Source organism: Salmonella sp. SJTUF15581, from assembly GCF_043356775.1.
GTDB classification, from domain to species: domain Bacteria; phylum Pseudomonadota; class Gammaproteobacteria; order Enterobacterales; family Enterobacteriaceae; genus Salmonella; species Salmonella enterica.
Map to the genome: position 1 here is coordinate 568293 of NZ_JBEUJY010000002.1, position 12891 is coordinate 581183.

Sequence of the window (12891 nt, forward strand, 5' to 3'; positions counted from 1 at the left end):
CGTATTGACGGGGCCATGCCAGGGACGCGTGTAAACTTGCTTCAACCTCCTCTCTGAGAGCAGTTTCAACAGACGAAAAAAAAGACGCTTTTCAGCGTCTCTTTTCTGGAATATTGGTACCGAGGACGGGACTTGAACCCGTAAGCCCTATTGGGCACTACCACCTCAAGGTAGCGTGTCTACCAATTCCACCACCTCGGCACGGATACTGCTATTAGCGCGGGATATCGCTGGTCGGCTGGGCCGGTGCAGCAGGTTGAGTCTGCTCGGTCTTCGCCGGCGCGCTCAGATTTTCCCACTCGCTTCCTTTATTGGTTTTGTTGCTATTGATATTACCCAACACCAGACTGATGATGAAGAACAGCGTCGCCAATACCGCCGTCATTCGGGTCATGAAGTTACCAGAACCACTTGAACCAAATAGCGTAGCGGAAGCGCCTGCTCCGAAGGAGGCTCCCATATCAGCGCCTTTACCTTGCTGCAGCATGATCAGACCTACAAGGCCAATTGCCACAATAAGGAAAACAACTAAAAGAGCTTCGTACATAATCAACCTGTTCCTTGCGGAGTTGCCGCGTACCAATGCTTCTACCAATAAAGCGGGATTTTTACTGTTTCCCACTGAAGCGGGTGTGAATACTAACCAAAGCGAATGACCTTCGCAAGGGCAATTTAAGCGCATTGTATCAACTGCGGAAAAAAACAGCAAAAGCGTTGTTTTTTGCGGGCAGTAAGGCGGCAACCGCCGCCTTTTTAGTCACTTAAACGCTTAAACGGCTTTTACCGCATCCGCGATACGATGGGCGAATGCCGTAACCTGCGCTTCATCCTCGCCTTCCACCATCACGCGAATCAACGGTTCGGTACCGGATTTACGTAGCAGTACCCGCCCACGATTGCCGAGCGTGGCTTCTACGTCCGCCGTTACCGCTTTCACCGCTTCATTTTCCAGCGGATCGCCGCTACCGGCGGTGTAACGCACGTTAACCAGAATCTGCGGGAACATTTTCATACCGCTGCACAGATCGTGCAGACTCATATGATTACGCACCATCGCCGCCAAAACTTGTAGCCCCGCTACAATACCGTCGCCAGTGGTCGTTTTATCCAACAGAATAACGTGACCAGAGTTTTCCGCGCCGATGCGCCAGCCTTTTTCCTGCAATTTTTCCAGCACGTAGCGGTCGCCCACTTTCGCCCGGGCAAACGGAATGCCAAGCTGCTTGAGCGCCAACTCCAGCCCCATATTGCTCATCAGCGTCCCCACCGCGCCGCCGCGCAGTTGCCCCTGGCGCAGCCCTTCGCGCGCGATGATATACATGATCTGATCGCCATCGACTTTATTGCCTTCATGGTCAACCATGATGACCCGGTCGCCGTCGCCGTCAAGCGCGATGCCGAGGTCCGCCTTCTCCGCCAACACGCGCGCCTGCAACGCGCGCACGTCGGTCGCGCCCACTTCTTCGTTAATGTTGACGCCGTTTGGCTCACAGCCGATGGCGATAACGGTCGCGCCCAGCTCGCGCAGCACATTCGGTGCGATATGGTAGGTAGCGCCGTTGGCGCAATCCACAACCACTTTCAGACCGTTGAGGCTCAGTTCGTTCGGGAAGGTGCCTTTACAGAACTCAATATAGCGTCCGGCGGCGTCGACGATGCGGCTCGCTTTCCCCAGCTCGGCGGAGTCTACGCAGGTGATCTCTTTTTCCATTTCGGCTTCGATGGCTTCTTCCACATCGTCAGGCAGTTTCGTACCGTCGATAGAGAAGAATTTAATGCCGTTATCATAGAACGGGTTATGCGAAGCCGAGATAACGATACCCGCCTCCGCGCGGAAAGTCCGCGTCAGATAGGCGACGGCTGGCGTTGGCATAGGTCCGGTAAACGAGGCCGACAGTCCCGCAGCGGCAAGGCCCGCCTCCAGCGCGGACTCCAGCATATAGCCGGAAATACGCGTATCTTTACCGATAATGATTTTACGTGAGCCATGACGCGCCAGCACTTTTCCGGCAGCCCAACCCAGTTTAAGCACGAAATCAGGTGTAATGGGGGCATTGCCTACACGTCCGCGAATCCCATCGGTACCGAAATATTTACGATTACTCATAGCGTTTGTTTCCCTTTGCAGACAGAGTGGCTTCTACCACCCGCATCGCCTCTACGGTTTCTTTGACGTCATGGACGCGAATGATCTGCGCGCCCTGCATCGCGGCAATTACCGCGCACGCAAGGCTGCCGTTCAGACGGTCTGATGGTCCCACGTTAAGTAACTGACCAACCATCGTTTTACGTGACATGCCCACCAGCAGCGGCAGGTTAAAATGATGAAACTCACCCAGTCGCGCCAGTAAGGTATAATTGTGAAAGAGATTTTTACCGAAACCGAATCCGGGGTCGAGCAACAATTTCTCTTTTGCGATGCCGGCCTTCTCACAACGTGCTATTTGCTCAATAAAGTAGCGATTCACCTCGGCAAAGACATCGTCATATTTCGGCGCCTCCTGCATGGTTTTGGGGTTGCCCTGCATGTGCATAAGACTGACCGGCAAGCCGGTTTCCGCTGCCGCTTCCAACGCGCCGGGCTCGGAGAGCGAACGGACATCATTGATAATATGCGCGCCCGCCCTTGCCGCTTCACGGATCACCTCGGGTTTAGAGGTATCCACAGAAATCCACACTTCAAAACGTTGCGCGATTGCTTCCAGTACCGGAATAACGCGATCCAGCTCTTCTTCCACGCTCACTTCTGCCGCGCCTGGTCGCGTTGATTCCCCCCCCACATCAATAATTGTCGCCCCGGCATTCACCATTAAATTCGCATGTTTCACCGCCTCAATCAGCGTGTTATGCGCACCGCCGTCTGAGAACGAATCCGGCGTTACGTTCAGGATACCCATAACATGCGGATGAGTGAGATCGAGCGTGGCGCCCTGAGCGAAGAGTTTCATGATCAAAATCCCTGTTTTATTTATGGTGAGTTAAAAAAGAAAAACCCCGGGGCAAGCCCCAGGGTTTCGGTGAGCGCTAAACATAATGTTGTACAACAAACGTTTATTTGTCGCCCAGCTGCTCTGACATCGTGTTGCCCGGGTTCGGCGTGCGTGGTTCATCAACCGGACGCGGCGCCTGAGGCGTACCATTGCTGTCAGAGTTATTGGTGCCGTTTGGATCTTCCCAGCCCGCAGGCGGACGCACTTCACGACGCGCCATCAGGTCATCAATCTGCGGCGCATCGATGGTTTCATATTTCATCAGCGCATCTTTCATCGCGTGCAGAATATCCATATTGTCAGTCAGGATCTGACGAGCGCGATTGTAGTTACGTTCAATCAGCGCTTTCACTTCCTGGTCGATGATACGCGCAGTTTCATCAGACATATGTTTCGCTTTTGCGACGCTACGGCCGAGGAACACTTCGCCCTCTTCTTCCGCGTACAGCAACGGACCGAGTTTCTCCGAGAAGCCCCACTGGGTGACCATGTTACGCGCCAGGTTAGTCGCGACTTTAATGTCGTTCGACGCGCCGGTAGAAACATGCTCAACGCCGTAGATAATCTCTTCCGCCAGACGGCCACCGTACAGCGTGCTGATTTGGCTTTCCAGCTTCTGACGGCTGGCGCTGATCGCGTCGCCTTCAGGCAGGAAGAAGGTCACGCCCAGCGCACGACCGCGCGGGATAATCGTCACTTTGTGCACCGGATCGTGTTCCGGCACCAGGCGACCGATAATCGCGTGGCCCGCTTCGTGATACGCGGTCGACTCTTTCTGCGCTTCCGTCATCACCATGGAGCGACGTTCGGCGCCCATCATGATTTTGTCTTTCGCTTTCTCGAACTCAACCATCGACACAACGCGTTTGTTGCCGCGTGCGGCAAACAGCGCCGCTTCGTTGACCAGGTTCGCGAGGTCAGCACCGGAGAAGCCCGGCGTACCGCGCGCAATGATCGCCGCATCAATATCCGTCGCTAACGGTACGCGACGCATATGCACCTTCAAAATCTGCTCACGACCGCGCACATCCGGCAGGCCTACCACCACCTGACGGTCAAAACGGCCTGGACGCAGCAGCGCCGGGTCCAGAACGTCCGGACGGTTAGTTGCGGCGATAACGATGATACCTTCGTTACCTTCGAAGCCGTCCATCTCAACCAGCATCTGGTTCAACGTCTGCTCACGTTCATCGTGACCGCCGCCCAGACCAGCGCCACGCTGGCGACCTACGGCGTCGATTTCATCGATGAAGATAATGCACGGCGCCGCTTTCTTGGCCTGTTCGAACATGTCACGCACACGAGACGCGCCGACACCGACGAACATTTCCACAAAGTCAGAACCGGAAATCGTAAAGAACGGCACCTTCGCTTCACCCGCAATGGCTTTTGCCAGCAGGGTTTTACCGGTACCCGGCGGGCCGACCATCAGGACGCCTTTCGGAATTTTACCGCCCAGCTTCTGGAAACGGCTCGGTTCACGCAGGTATTCAACCAGTTCCGCCACTTCTTCTTTCGCTTCGTCACAACCCGCGACGTCAGCAAACGTGGTTTTGATCTGATCTTCCGTCAGCATACGCGCCTTGCTCTTACCGAACGACATGGCGCCTTTGCCACCGCCGCCCTGCATCTGACGCATGAAGAAGATCCAGACGCCGATCAGCAACAGCATCGGGAACCAGGAAATGAAGATAGAAGCCAGCAGGCTTGGCTCTTCAGGTGGTTCGCCAACAACCTTGACGTTTTTAGTCAGCAGGTTATCAAGCAGCTTCGGATCATTAATCGGAATGTAAGTCGTGTAACGGTTACTATCTTTCTTGGTAACGTTGATCTCACGTCCGTTGATACGCGCTTCGCGAACCTGGTCCTGATTGACCTCTTGCAGGAAGGTAGAGTAATCCACCTTACGGCCATTAGACTCGCTGGGCCCAAAGCTCTGGAATACTGACATCAGCACAACGGCAATGACCAGCCAGAGTATTAGGTTTTTCGCCATGTCACTCAAGGGATTAACCTCTTATTACAACTGTGTTAAAAACAGCGTCAGGATACTCTATATCCAGTTTCTTTCAAACCTTACGTCTGAAATCTGCCGGTTATCACTTTCGCCCGGTCGCTACAATGTACACTTCACGCGAACGCGCACGCGAAGAGTCCGGCTTACGAACTTTAACCTTCGTAAACAGGGAGCGAATTTCCCTTAGATACTCATCGAAACCTTCGCCCTGGAACACCTTCACTACAAAACTTCCGCCTGGCGCCAGCACATCGCGGCACATCTCTAACGCCAGCTCCACCAGATACATGGCGCGGGGGATATCCACCGCCGGTGTTCCGCTCATGTTTGGTGCCATATCCGACATGACAACTTGTACTTTACTGTCACCCACGCGTTCCAGTAACGCTTTCATGACAAGTTCATCACGAAAATCGCCCTGAAGAAAGTCCACACCAACGATAGGATCCATAGGTAAAAGATCACAAGCGATGATGCGGCCTTTGCCGCCAATCTGCGTGACCACATACTGTGACCAGCCTCCTGGCGCAGCGCCGAGATCGACTACCGTCATTCCCGGCTTAAAAAGTTTGTCACTTTGCTGTATTTCATCAAGTTTAAACCAGGCACGGGAGCGTAGCCCCTTTTTCTGCGCCTGTTGAACATATTTATCGCTAAAGTGTTCCTGAAGCCAGCGGCTTGAGCTGGCAGAACGCTTTTTACCTGTCATTTAACTTTCCCGTCGGGGCAGTTCATCGTAGCCAATGGCGTAAATTTCTACACGCCTATTTGGCGATATAAGGGAGATGGCGGTAGAATGACCCGTTTTCAATCCCAACGTAAGCAAAAATATACGATGAATCTGAGTACTAAACAAAAACAGCACCTAAAAGGTCTGGCACATCCGCTCAAGCCTGTTGTTATGCTTGGCAATAATGGTTTGACCGAAGGGGTACTGGCCGAGATTGAACAAGCGTTAGAGCACCATGAACTTATCAAGGTGAAAATCGCCTCGGAAGATCGCGAAACAAAAACCTTGATCGTGGACGCTATCGTGCGCGAAACCGGCGCCTGTAACGTACAGGTCATCGGTAAAACGCTGGTGCTGTATCGCCCAACTAAAGAGCGTAAAATCTCGCTGCCGCGTTAAGGATATCCTAAAGTCGAACACAAAATCTGTGTAAAACGAGGGGTTTTCCACGAGCAGGAGAGCAAAATGCCACGCTCTCTCCGTTGATAAAAGGCCGCTATGCGGCCTTTTTCCTTTCTTTACAATACACCAACAATTTGCGTATTGAGTACTGCTTAAAGGTATTCCACTTTAAGCACTTCGTATTCCACATCGCCGCCAGGCGTTTTGATCACCACGACGTCATCCTGCTCTTTGCCGATCAGACCGCGAGCGATTGGCGAGTTTACCGAAATGAGATTTTGCTTAAAATCCGCCTCATCATCGCCAACAATGCGGTAGGTCTGCTCTTCGTCGGTGTCCAGGTTCAGCACCGTGACGGTAGCGCCGAAAATCACGCGGCCATTGTTTGGCATTTTGGTGACATCAATCACCTGCGCATTCGACAGTTTTGCTTCGATATCTTTAATGCGCCCTTCGCAGAAACCCTGCTGTTCGCGTGCAGCATGATACTCCGCGTTTTCTTTTAAATCGCCATGTTCGCGCGCTTCGGCGATAGCGGCGATGATTTCAGGACGGCGCACAGATTTCAGAAAATCCAGCTCTTCGCGCAGTTTTTCGGCTCCGCGTAAGGTCATCGGAATAGCTTGCATTTGTTATACCTCTTGAACATTCCTGTAGGGGGCAATGAACTCTACCCCGGCTGCTAAGCCAGCCCCGGCATATGCCATACCAGGGTCAGAAGCAAAAAAACACCAACCCGGGCGCGCAGTCCCAGGTCAGCTACAATTTCCTCTTTGATAACCATTTTACCCTGGAGTTCCCTATGGGTCATCGTTTACTTTTTAGGGCGTTGCGCCGTAGTATGACGGCTTGTTTCCAGGGTGTTAGCGCGAGATTATGCGATTTTCCAGATTTATCATCGGATTGACCACCAGTATAGCGTTCAGCGTTCAGGCCGCGAATATTGACGAATACATCAAACAGCTTCCGGCCGGCGCCAACCTCGCGCTGATGGTGCAAAAGATTGGCGCGCCCGCGCCGGCTATTGATTATCATAGTCAGCAGATGGCGCTTCCCGCCAGTACCCAAAAGGTGATTACCGCGCTGGCGGCGCTGATTCAACTCGGCCCGGATTTCCGTTTTACGACCACGCTGGAGACTAAAGGCAACGTCGATAACGGCATCCTGAAAGGTGACTTAATTGCGCGCTTCGGTGGCGATCCAACGCTAAGACGTCAGGATATTCGCAATATGGTCGCGACGCTGAAAAAGTCCGGCGTCACGCAAATCGACGGTAATGTGCTTATCGATACGTCGATTTTCGCCAGCCACGATAAAGCGCCAGGCTGGCCGTGGAACGACCTGACGCAGTGTTTCAGCGCGCCTCCCGCCGCCGCCATTGTTGACCGCAACTGTTTTTCTGTGTCGCTTTATAGCGCGCAAAAACCAAACGATTTAGCCTTTATTCGCGTGGCCTCTTATTATCCGGTAACGATGTTCAGCCAGGTACGGACTCTGCCGCGCGGTTCGGCAGACGCGCAGTATTGCGAGCTGGATGTTGTGCCTGGCGATTTGAACCGTTATACGCTTACCGGCTGTTTACCACAGCGCGCCGACCCGCTGCCGCTGGCCTTTGCTATTCAGGACGGCGCCAGCTACGCGGGCGCGATCCTCAAGCAGGAACTGAAAGAGGCCGGGATAACTTACCGCGGCACGCTGCTGCGCCAGACGCAGGTTAACGAGCCCGGAACGATCGTCGCCAGTAAACAGTCGGCGCCACTGCACGATCTGCTTAAGATTATGCTGAAAAAGTCAGACAACATGATTGCTGATACTGTTTTTCGGATGATTGGTCATGTCAGGTTTAACGTGCCTGGCACCTGGCGGGCGGGATCGGATGCCGTTCGCCAGATCCTGCGCCAACAGGCGGGAATTGATATCGGCAATACCATTATTGCCGACGGTTCCGGTCTTTCTCGCCATAATCTGATCGCTCCCGCCACGATGATGCAGGTGCTGCAATATATCGCCCAACACGATAACGAGCTGAACTTTATCTCTATGCTGCCGCTGGCGGGCTATGATGGTTCATTACAATACCGCGCCGGGCTGCATCAGGCGGGCGTAGACGGTAAGGTTTCAGCGAAAACCGGGTCACTGCAGGGCGTGTATAATCTGGCGGGCTTTATTACCACCGCAAGCGGGCAACGGATGGCATTTGTACAGTATTTGTCCGGCTACGCGGTTCCACCTGCCGATCAGCGTAATCGACGTATTCCGCTGGTACGCTTCGAGAGTCGATTGTACAAGGATATTTATCAGAATAACTGAGTGCATTATTGCCGGATGGCGGCGCTAACGCGTCTTATCCGGCCTACAACGAACATAATAAAACGGGCCGCAAATGCGGCCCGTTGGCTTTTATAGGCCGGATAAGCGTAAGCGCCATCCGGCTACGAGATTAACGTTTGTAGATGAACTCGACGCCTTCTTCGTCGTCTTCATCCCAGTCGTCATCCCAGTCATCGTCTGCGTCTTCTTCCACTTCAGCCAACTGCTGGCGATGATAATCGTCCCACATGAACTCGACTTTTTCCGGCTGTTTTGCTTCTTCAGCCTGCGCGATCGGATTCTCGATGATAAAGGTCATCACATCCCAGCAGAGATCTTTCACCCCTAGCTGACTGGCAGCGGAAATCAGATAGTATTTCCCTTCCCAGCCCAACGCTTCGGCGATCGCTTTCGCTTTCTCTTCCGCTTCGGTTTTATCCATCAGATCGATCTTGTTGAACACTAACCAGCGCGGTTTAGCCGCCAGATCCTGGCTGTATTTTTCCAGTTCGCCAATAATGATACGGGCGTTTTCCACCGGATCGGAACCGTCGATCGGATCGATATCAATGAGGTGCAGCAGTACGCGGCAACGTTCGAGGTGCTTCAGGAAGCGAATCCCCAGGCCCGCGCCTTCCGCCGCGCCTTCGATCAACCCCGGAATGTCGGCCACCACAAAACTCTTTTCGCTGTCCATACGTACCACGCCCAGGCTCGGCACCAGCGTGGTAAACGGATAGTCCGCGACTTTCGGTTTTGCTGCCGATACCGCGCGAATGAACGTTGATTTACCGGCGTTTGGCATCCCCAGCATCCCGACATCCGCCAGCAGCATCAGTTCCAGCAGCAGGTCGCGCTTATCGCCCGGCGTACCATTGGTTTTCTGGCGCGGCGTACGGTTAACCGAGGATTTAAAACGGGTATTGCCTAGCCCATGCCAGCCGCCCTTCGCGACCAACAGACGCTGACCGTGTTTGGTCATGTCGCCCATCGTTTCACCGGTTCCCTGGTCGATAACGCGCGTACCGACCGGCACTTTGATGGTCACGTCTTTACCGCGTTTACCGGTACAGTCGCGGCTCGCGCCATTCTGACCACGTTCAGCGCGGAACGATTTTTCAAAGCGGTAATCGATCAGCGTATTCAGGTTTTCATCGGCTTCCATCCAGACGTCGCCGCCGTCGCCGCCATCACCGCCGTCCGGGCCGCCTTTCGGGATATATTTTTCGCGGCGGAAGCTCACACAGCCATTACCGCCATCGCCTGCAACGACCAGAATCGATGCTTCATCAACAAACTTCATTTTATTCTCCGTAAATCATTCGCCTGAGCGGGGTTGCGAAACCACCGTTTCATGCTTGCGTAAACCGCCCCAAATACGATGACCAATGGCGGAATACATCGCGCCCGCAACCACGACAAACGCACCGAGATAACCTAAAAGGTTTAACATCGGTCTGGCGAAGAAATCGGGCCAGGCCATAGATAAAAGATCTGAAAACAGCAGGGTAAATAGCGGTGTAAGCGTGATTATCGCGCTCACCTGCGCCGCCTGCCAACGCGCCATCGCTTCCGCCAGGGCGCCATATCCTACCAGCGTATTTAGCCCGCAGAAAATCAAACAGGCGAGCTGCCAATCGCTCAGTTGCGCTATCACCATCGGTTTTGCCAGCGGCAAGAGCGCTATCGTACATAAAGTGTACAGTAAAAACAGGATCTGCTGCGAGGCCAGACGTCGCAATAATACTTTTTGCGCCACGCCATAGCTCACCCACACCATCGCCGCGCCTACGCCAAAAATAACGCCCCAGGTGTAGTCGGTCAGTCGGGTAAAAATCTCGATCAGACTGGTGTTAAAAAACATCACCAGCCCGCTCAATAACATCAGCGCGCCAATCACCTGCGTACCGCGCATCTTTTCTTTCAGAATAAAGACGCTGGCGACCATCATGCCAACCGGCGAGAGCTGGCCGATAACCTGCGACGCGGTTGGGCTTAAATATTGCAGGGAAGAACTGAACAAAATGAAATTACCGAACAGTCCGCAGGTCGCTATCGCCAATAACACCAACCAGCGCGGCTTACGAAAAATACGCAGCGGCGGCAGCTTTCTTTTTACTGCCAGTATCGCCCCGAGGCCAATACTGGCCATTAAGAAGCGGTAGAAGACAATGGTTGAAGGCTCCATCACCTCCAGCACTTGCTTCATTGCTATTGGCAACGCTCCCCAGCACATCGCGGTAGTGAGCGCTAAAAGAATGCCAATGCCTGCCTGCTGCTTCATGCCGTGTTCCCTGCAAAGACCCGTTAACGGCATTCGCACAGCCACACGGGTATATTTTAGTCGGCCATCGAATGTAAAAAGCCCCGCAACAGGTGCGGGGCTTTCATCCGTTACCGGACCACAAAAAACTTACTCAGCAACGATGCTGATGTATTTACGGTTTTTCGGGCCTTTAACTTCGAATTTCACTTTACCGTCTGCTTTAGCAAACAGAGTGTGGTCACGACCGCAACCAACGTTGGTGCCAGCGTGGAATTTAGTACCACGTTGACGAACGATGATGCTGCCTGCCAGAACTGCTTCACCGCCAAAGCGTTTTACGCCCAGACGTTTAGCTTCAGAATCGCGACCGTTACGAGTCGAGCCGCCAGCCTTTTTATGTGCCATTTAATCTGCTCCCCTAATCTTAAGCGCTGATGCCGGTAATTTTCACATCAGTGAACCACTGACGATGGCCCTGCTGCTTACGGTAGTGTTTACGGCGACGAAACTTAACGATTTTAACTTTCTCGCCACGACCGTGGGCAACAACTTCAGCTTTGATTACGCCGCCATCAACGAAAGGAACGCCGATTTTGACTTCTTCACCGTTTGCGATCATCAGAACTTCAGCGAACTCGATAGTTTCGCCAGTTGCGATGTCCAGCTTTTCCAGGCGAACGGTCTGACCTTCGCTTACTCGGTGTTGTTTACCACCACTTTGGAAAACCGCGTACATAAAAAACTCCGCTTCCGCGCACACCTTTCAATGATTCAGAGCGCGCTATAAATATTCACAATAGGGCGCGAATATTACGCAAATTGCACGGCTTTGACAAGTGCTACCATCAATACATGAAGAAAAAAAACACAACGCATACGGTAACGTTTATCTGCGGCGTTTTTTCAGTACAATCAGGGTATATTTCTAACCATAAACCCTACGTTACCTCATTCAGACATGGGATAATCGGGGCGATAAGCCCGGCTTTTGCGATGAATTTAGAAAAAATCAACGAGTTAACCGCGCAAGATATGGCGGGTGTCAATGCGACAATCCTTGAACAGCTTAATTCCGACGTTCAACTGATTAATCAGCTAGGATATTACATTATTAGCGGCGGCGGAAAACGCATTCGTCCGATGATTGCCGTTCTTGCCGCGCGTGCGGTGGGTTATCAGGGTAACGCGCACGTGACTATCGCCGCTCTGATCGAGTTTATCCACACGGCGACGCTGCTACATGATGATGTGGTGGATGAATCTGATATGCGTCGCGGCAAAGCGACGGCAAATGCCGCTTTCGGTAATGCCGCCAGCGTGTTGGTCGGCGACTTTATCTATACCCGCGCCTTCCAGATGATGACCAGCCTCGGCTCGTTAAAAGTGCTGGAAGTGATGTCGGAAGCGGTCAACGTGATTGCAGAAGGCGAAGTGCTGCAATTGATGAACGTGAATGACCCGGACATTACCGAAGAAAATTACATGCGGGTGATTTACAGTAAAACGGCCCGTCTGTTCGAAGCCGCCGCCCAGTGCTCCGGTATTCTTGCCGGTTGTACGCCTGAGCAAGAGAAAGGGTTGCAGGACTATGGCCGCTACCTTGGTACGGCTTTCCAGCTCATTGACGATCTGCTGGATTACAGCGCCGACGGCGAGCATCTCGGTAAAAATGTGGGTGATGACCTCAATGAGGGCAAACCCACCTTACCGTTGCTTCACGCCATGCGCCACGGTACGCCAGAACAGTCAGCGATGATCCGTACCGCTATTGAACAAGGTAATGGCCGTCATCTTCTGGAACCGGTTCTGGAAGCGATGACCACCTGCGGCTCGCTGGAATGGACGCGTCAGCGAGCGGAAGAAGAAGCCGACAAAGCGATATCCGCGTTGCAGATATTGCCGGATACTCCATGGCGTGAGGCGCTAATCGGTCTCGCACACATCGCGGTGCAGCGCGATCGTTAATGCCGTTCTCTTATCCCGCGTACTGCGCGGGATATCCCATTAAGTTCTAATAAACTCCAGATACCCTATCGCCTGTCTTTCACATACTCATTCAGGACTTTCCCTGGCATATTCTGAATATTGCCGCCACTTACATGAACTTTTTAGAACATTCCTTCACGAAGCGTTATAGTATCGAACGTCGTCGGGTTGTTAAAACCGTAAGTGATTA

13 protein-coding genes and 1 tRNA gene are annotated in these 12891 nt (G+C 53.0%); 3 read left to right on the plus strand and 11 right to left on the minus strand.

Going from position 1 to position 12891, the window contains the following annotated elements:
• Window positions 1-114 precede the first annotated feature (114 nt).
• The 6 genes from ABVN36_RS06260 to rlmE all read right to left on the minus strand — a co-directional run bounded on the left by ABVN36_RS06260 (window position 115) and on the right by rlmE (window position 5716).
• Window positions 115-201, minus strand: a tRNA-Leu gene (locus ABVN36_RS06260).
• A 13-nt stretch (window positions 202-214) separates the two neighbouring features.
• Window positions 215-547 carry a preprotein translocase subunit SecG gene (secG, locus tag ABVN36_RS06265; protein ID WP_000272680.1) on the minus strand — a complete coding sequence of 111 codons (333 nt, stop codon included), beginning with the start codon at window positions 545-547 and terminating at the stop codon, window positions 215-217.
• Between the two features lie 222 nt (window positions 548-769).
• The gene (glmM, locus tag ABVN36_RS06270) at window positions 770-2107 is read right to left on the minus strand and encodes a phosphoglucosamine mutase (protein WP_000071169.1); all 1338 of its coding nucleotides are present in this window, start codon (window positions 2105-2107) and stop codon (window positions 770-772) included.
• Window positions 2100-2948: a dihydropteroate synthase gene (gene folP / locus ABVN36_RS06275; RefSeq protein WP_023138268.1), complete on the minus strand. Its 849-nt coding sequence runs from the start codon at window positions 2946-2948 to the stop codon at window positions 2100-2102. Before folP ends, glmM begins: the two co-directional genes overlap by 8 nt.
• A gap of 103 nt (window positions 2949-3051) precedes the next feature.
• Complete coding sequence (ftsH, locus tag ABVN36_RS06280; protein ID WP_001107481.1) at window positions 3052-4986, minus strand: ATP-dependent zinc metalloprotease FtsH; 1935 nt, start codon at window positions 4984-4986, stop codon at window positions 3052-3054.
• 103 nt (window positions 4987-5089) lie between these two features.
• Window positions 5090-5716 (minus strand): 23S rRNA (uridine(2552)-2'-O)-methyltransferase RlmE, encoded by a 627-nt coding sequence (rlmE, locus tag ABVN36_RS06285; protein WP_000145974.1) that lies wholly within the window; start codon window positions 5714-5716, stop codon window positions 5090-5092.
• Window positions 5717-5842: 126 nt separating this feature from the next.
• Here rlmE and yhbY point away from each other — a divergent pair, with 126 nt between their 5' ends.
• Entirely contained in the window at window positions 5843-6136 is a 294-nt protein-coding gene (yhbY, locus tag ABVN36_RS06290; protein ID WP_001592995.1) for a ribosome assembly RNA-binding protein YhbY, read from the plus strand.
• A gap of 155 nt (window positions 6137-6291) precedes the next feature.
• Here the strand turns inward: yhbY and greA are convergent, their stop codons facing one another.
• Window positions 6292-6768 carry a transcription elongation factor GreA gene (gene greA, locus ABVN36_RS06295; RefSeq protein ID WP_001148008.1) on the minus strand — a complete coding sequence of 159 codons (477 nt, stop codon included), beginning with the start codon at window positions 6766-6768 and terminating at the stop codon, window positions 6292-6294.
• Window positions 6769-7015: 247 nt separating this feature from the next.
• On the opposite strand from greA, the gene dacB reads away from it, so the two are divergent.
• On the plus strand, window positions 7016-8449 hold the full coding sequence (gene dacB, locus ABVN36_RS06300) for a serine-type D-Ala-D-Ala carboxypeptidase (RefSeq protein ID WP_001212675.1): 1434 nt from the start codon (window positions 7016-7018) through the stop codon (window positions 8447-8449).
• Window positions 8450-8579: 130 nt separating this feature from the next.
• On the opposite strand, the gene cgtA is transcribed toward dacB, so the two are convergent.
• From cgtA to rplU, 4 genes are all read right to left on the minus strand, one after another.
• On the minus strand, window positions 8580-9752 hold the full coding sequence (gene cgtA, locus ABVN36_RS06305; RefSeq protein WP_000673556.1) for an Obg family GTPase CgtA: 1173 nt from the start codon (window positions 9750-9752) through the stop codon (window positions 8580-8582).
• A gap of 15 nt (window positions 9753-9767) precedes the next feature.
• Window positions 9768-10733: a DMT family transporter gene (locus ABVN36_RS06310; RefSeq protein ID WP_000813052.1), complete on the minus strand. Its 966-nt coding sequence runs from the start codon at window positions 10731-10733 to the stop codon at window positions 9768-9770.
• Window positions 10734-10862: 129 nt separating this feature from the next.
• Window positions 10863-11120, minus strand: coding sequence for a 50S ribosomal protein L27 (rpmA, locus tag ABVN36_RS06315; RefSeq protein ID WP_000940593.1), 258 nt, complete (start codon window positions 11118-11120; stop codon window positions 10863-10865).
• A gap of 19 nt (window positions 11121-11139) precedes the next feature.
• Window positions 11140-11451 carry a 50S ribosomal protein L21 gene (gene rplU / locus ABVN36_RS06320; protein WP_000271396.1) on the minus strand — a complete coding sequence of 104 codons (312 nt, stop codon included), beginning with the start codon at window positions 11449-11451 and terminating at the stop codon, window positions 11140-11142.
• A 257-nt stretch (window positions 11452-11708) separates the two neighbouring features.
• Between rplU and ispB the strand changes: the two genes are divergently transcribed.
• Window positions 11709-12680 (plus strand): octaprenyl diphosphate synthase, encoded by a 972-nt coding sequence (gene ispB / locus ABVN36_RS06325; RefSeq protein ID WP_001047354.1) that lies wholly within the window; start codon window positions 11709-11711, stop codon window positions 12678-12680.
• The last annotated feature ends 211 nt before the right edge of the window (window positions 12681-12891 follow it).

What these genes read in the sequence shown, in the direction of transcription:
- secG (WP_000272680.1), bottom strand. Translation starts at nt 547, where the DNA reads ATGTACGAAGCTCTTTTAGTTGTTTTCCTTATTGTGGCAATTGGCCTT.
- glmM (WP_000071169.1), bottom strand. Translation starts at nt 2,107, where the DNA reads ATGAGTAATCGTAAATATTTCGGTACCGATGGGATTCGCGGACGTGTA.
- folP (WP_023138268.1), bottom strand. Translation starts at nt 2,948, where the DNA reads ATGAAACTCTTCGCTCAGGGCGCCACGCTCGATCTCACTCATCCGCAT.
- ftsH (WP_001107481.1), bottom strand. Translation starts at nt 4,986, where the DNA reads ATGGCGAAAAACCTAATACTCTGGCTGGTCATTGCCGTTGTGCTGATG.
- rlmE (WP_000145974.1), bottom strand. Translation starts at nt 5,716, where the DNA reads ATGACAGGTAAAAAGCGTTCTGCCAGCTCAAGCCGCTGGCTTCAGGAA.
- yhbY (WP_001592995.1), top strand. Translation starts at nt 5,843, where the DNA reads ATGAATCTGAGTACTAAACAAAAACAGCACCTAAAAGGTCTGGCACAT.
- greA (WP_001148008.1), bottom strand. Translation starts at nt 6,768, where the DNA reads ATGCAAGCTATTCCGATGACCTTACGCGGAGCCGAAAAACTGCGCGAA.
- dacB (WP_001212675.1), top strand. Translation starts at nt 7,016, where the DNA reads ATGCGATTTTCCAGATTTATCATCGGATTGACCACCAGTATAGCGTTC.
- cgtA (WP_000673556.1), bottom strand. Translation starts at nt 9,752, where the DNA reads ATGAAGTTTGTTGATGAAGCATCGATTCTGGTCGTTGCAGGCGATGGC.
- ABVN36_RS06310 (WP_000813052.1), bottom strand. Translation starts at nt 10,733, where the DNA reads ATGAAGCAGCAGGCAGGCATTGGCATTCTTTTAGCGCTCACTACCGCG.
- rpmA (WP_000940593.1), bottom strand. Translation starts at nt 11,120, where the DNA reads ATGGCACATAAAAAGGCTGGCGGCTCGACTCGTAACGGTCGCGATTCT.
- rplU (WP_000271396.1), bottom strand. Translation starts at nt 11,451, where the DNA reads ATGTACGCGGTTTTCCAAAGTGGTGGTAAACAACACCGAGTAAGCGAA.
- ispB (WP_001047354.1), top strand. Translation starts at nt 11,709, where the DNA reads ATGAATTTAGAAAAAATCAACGAGTTAACCGCGCAAGATATGGCGGGT.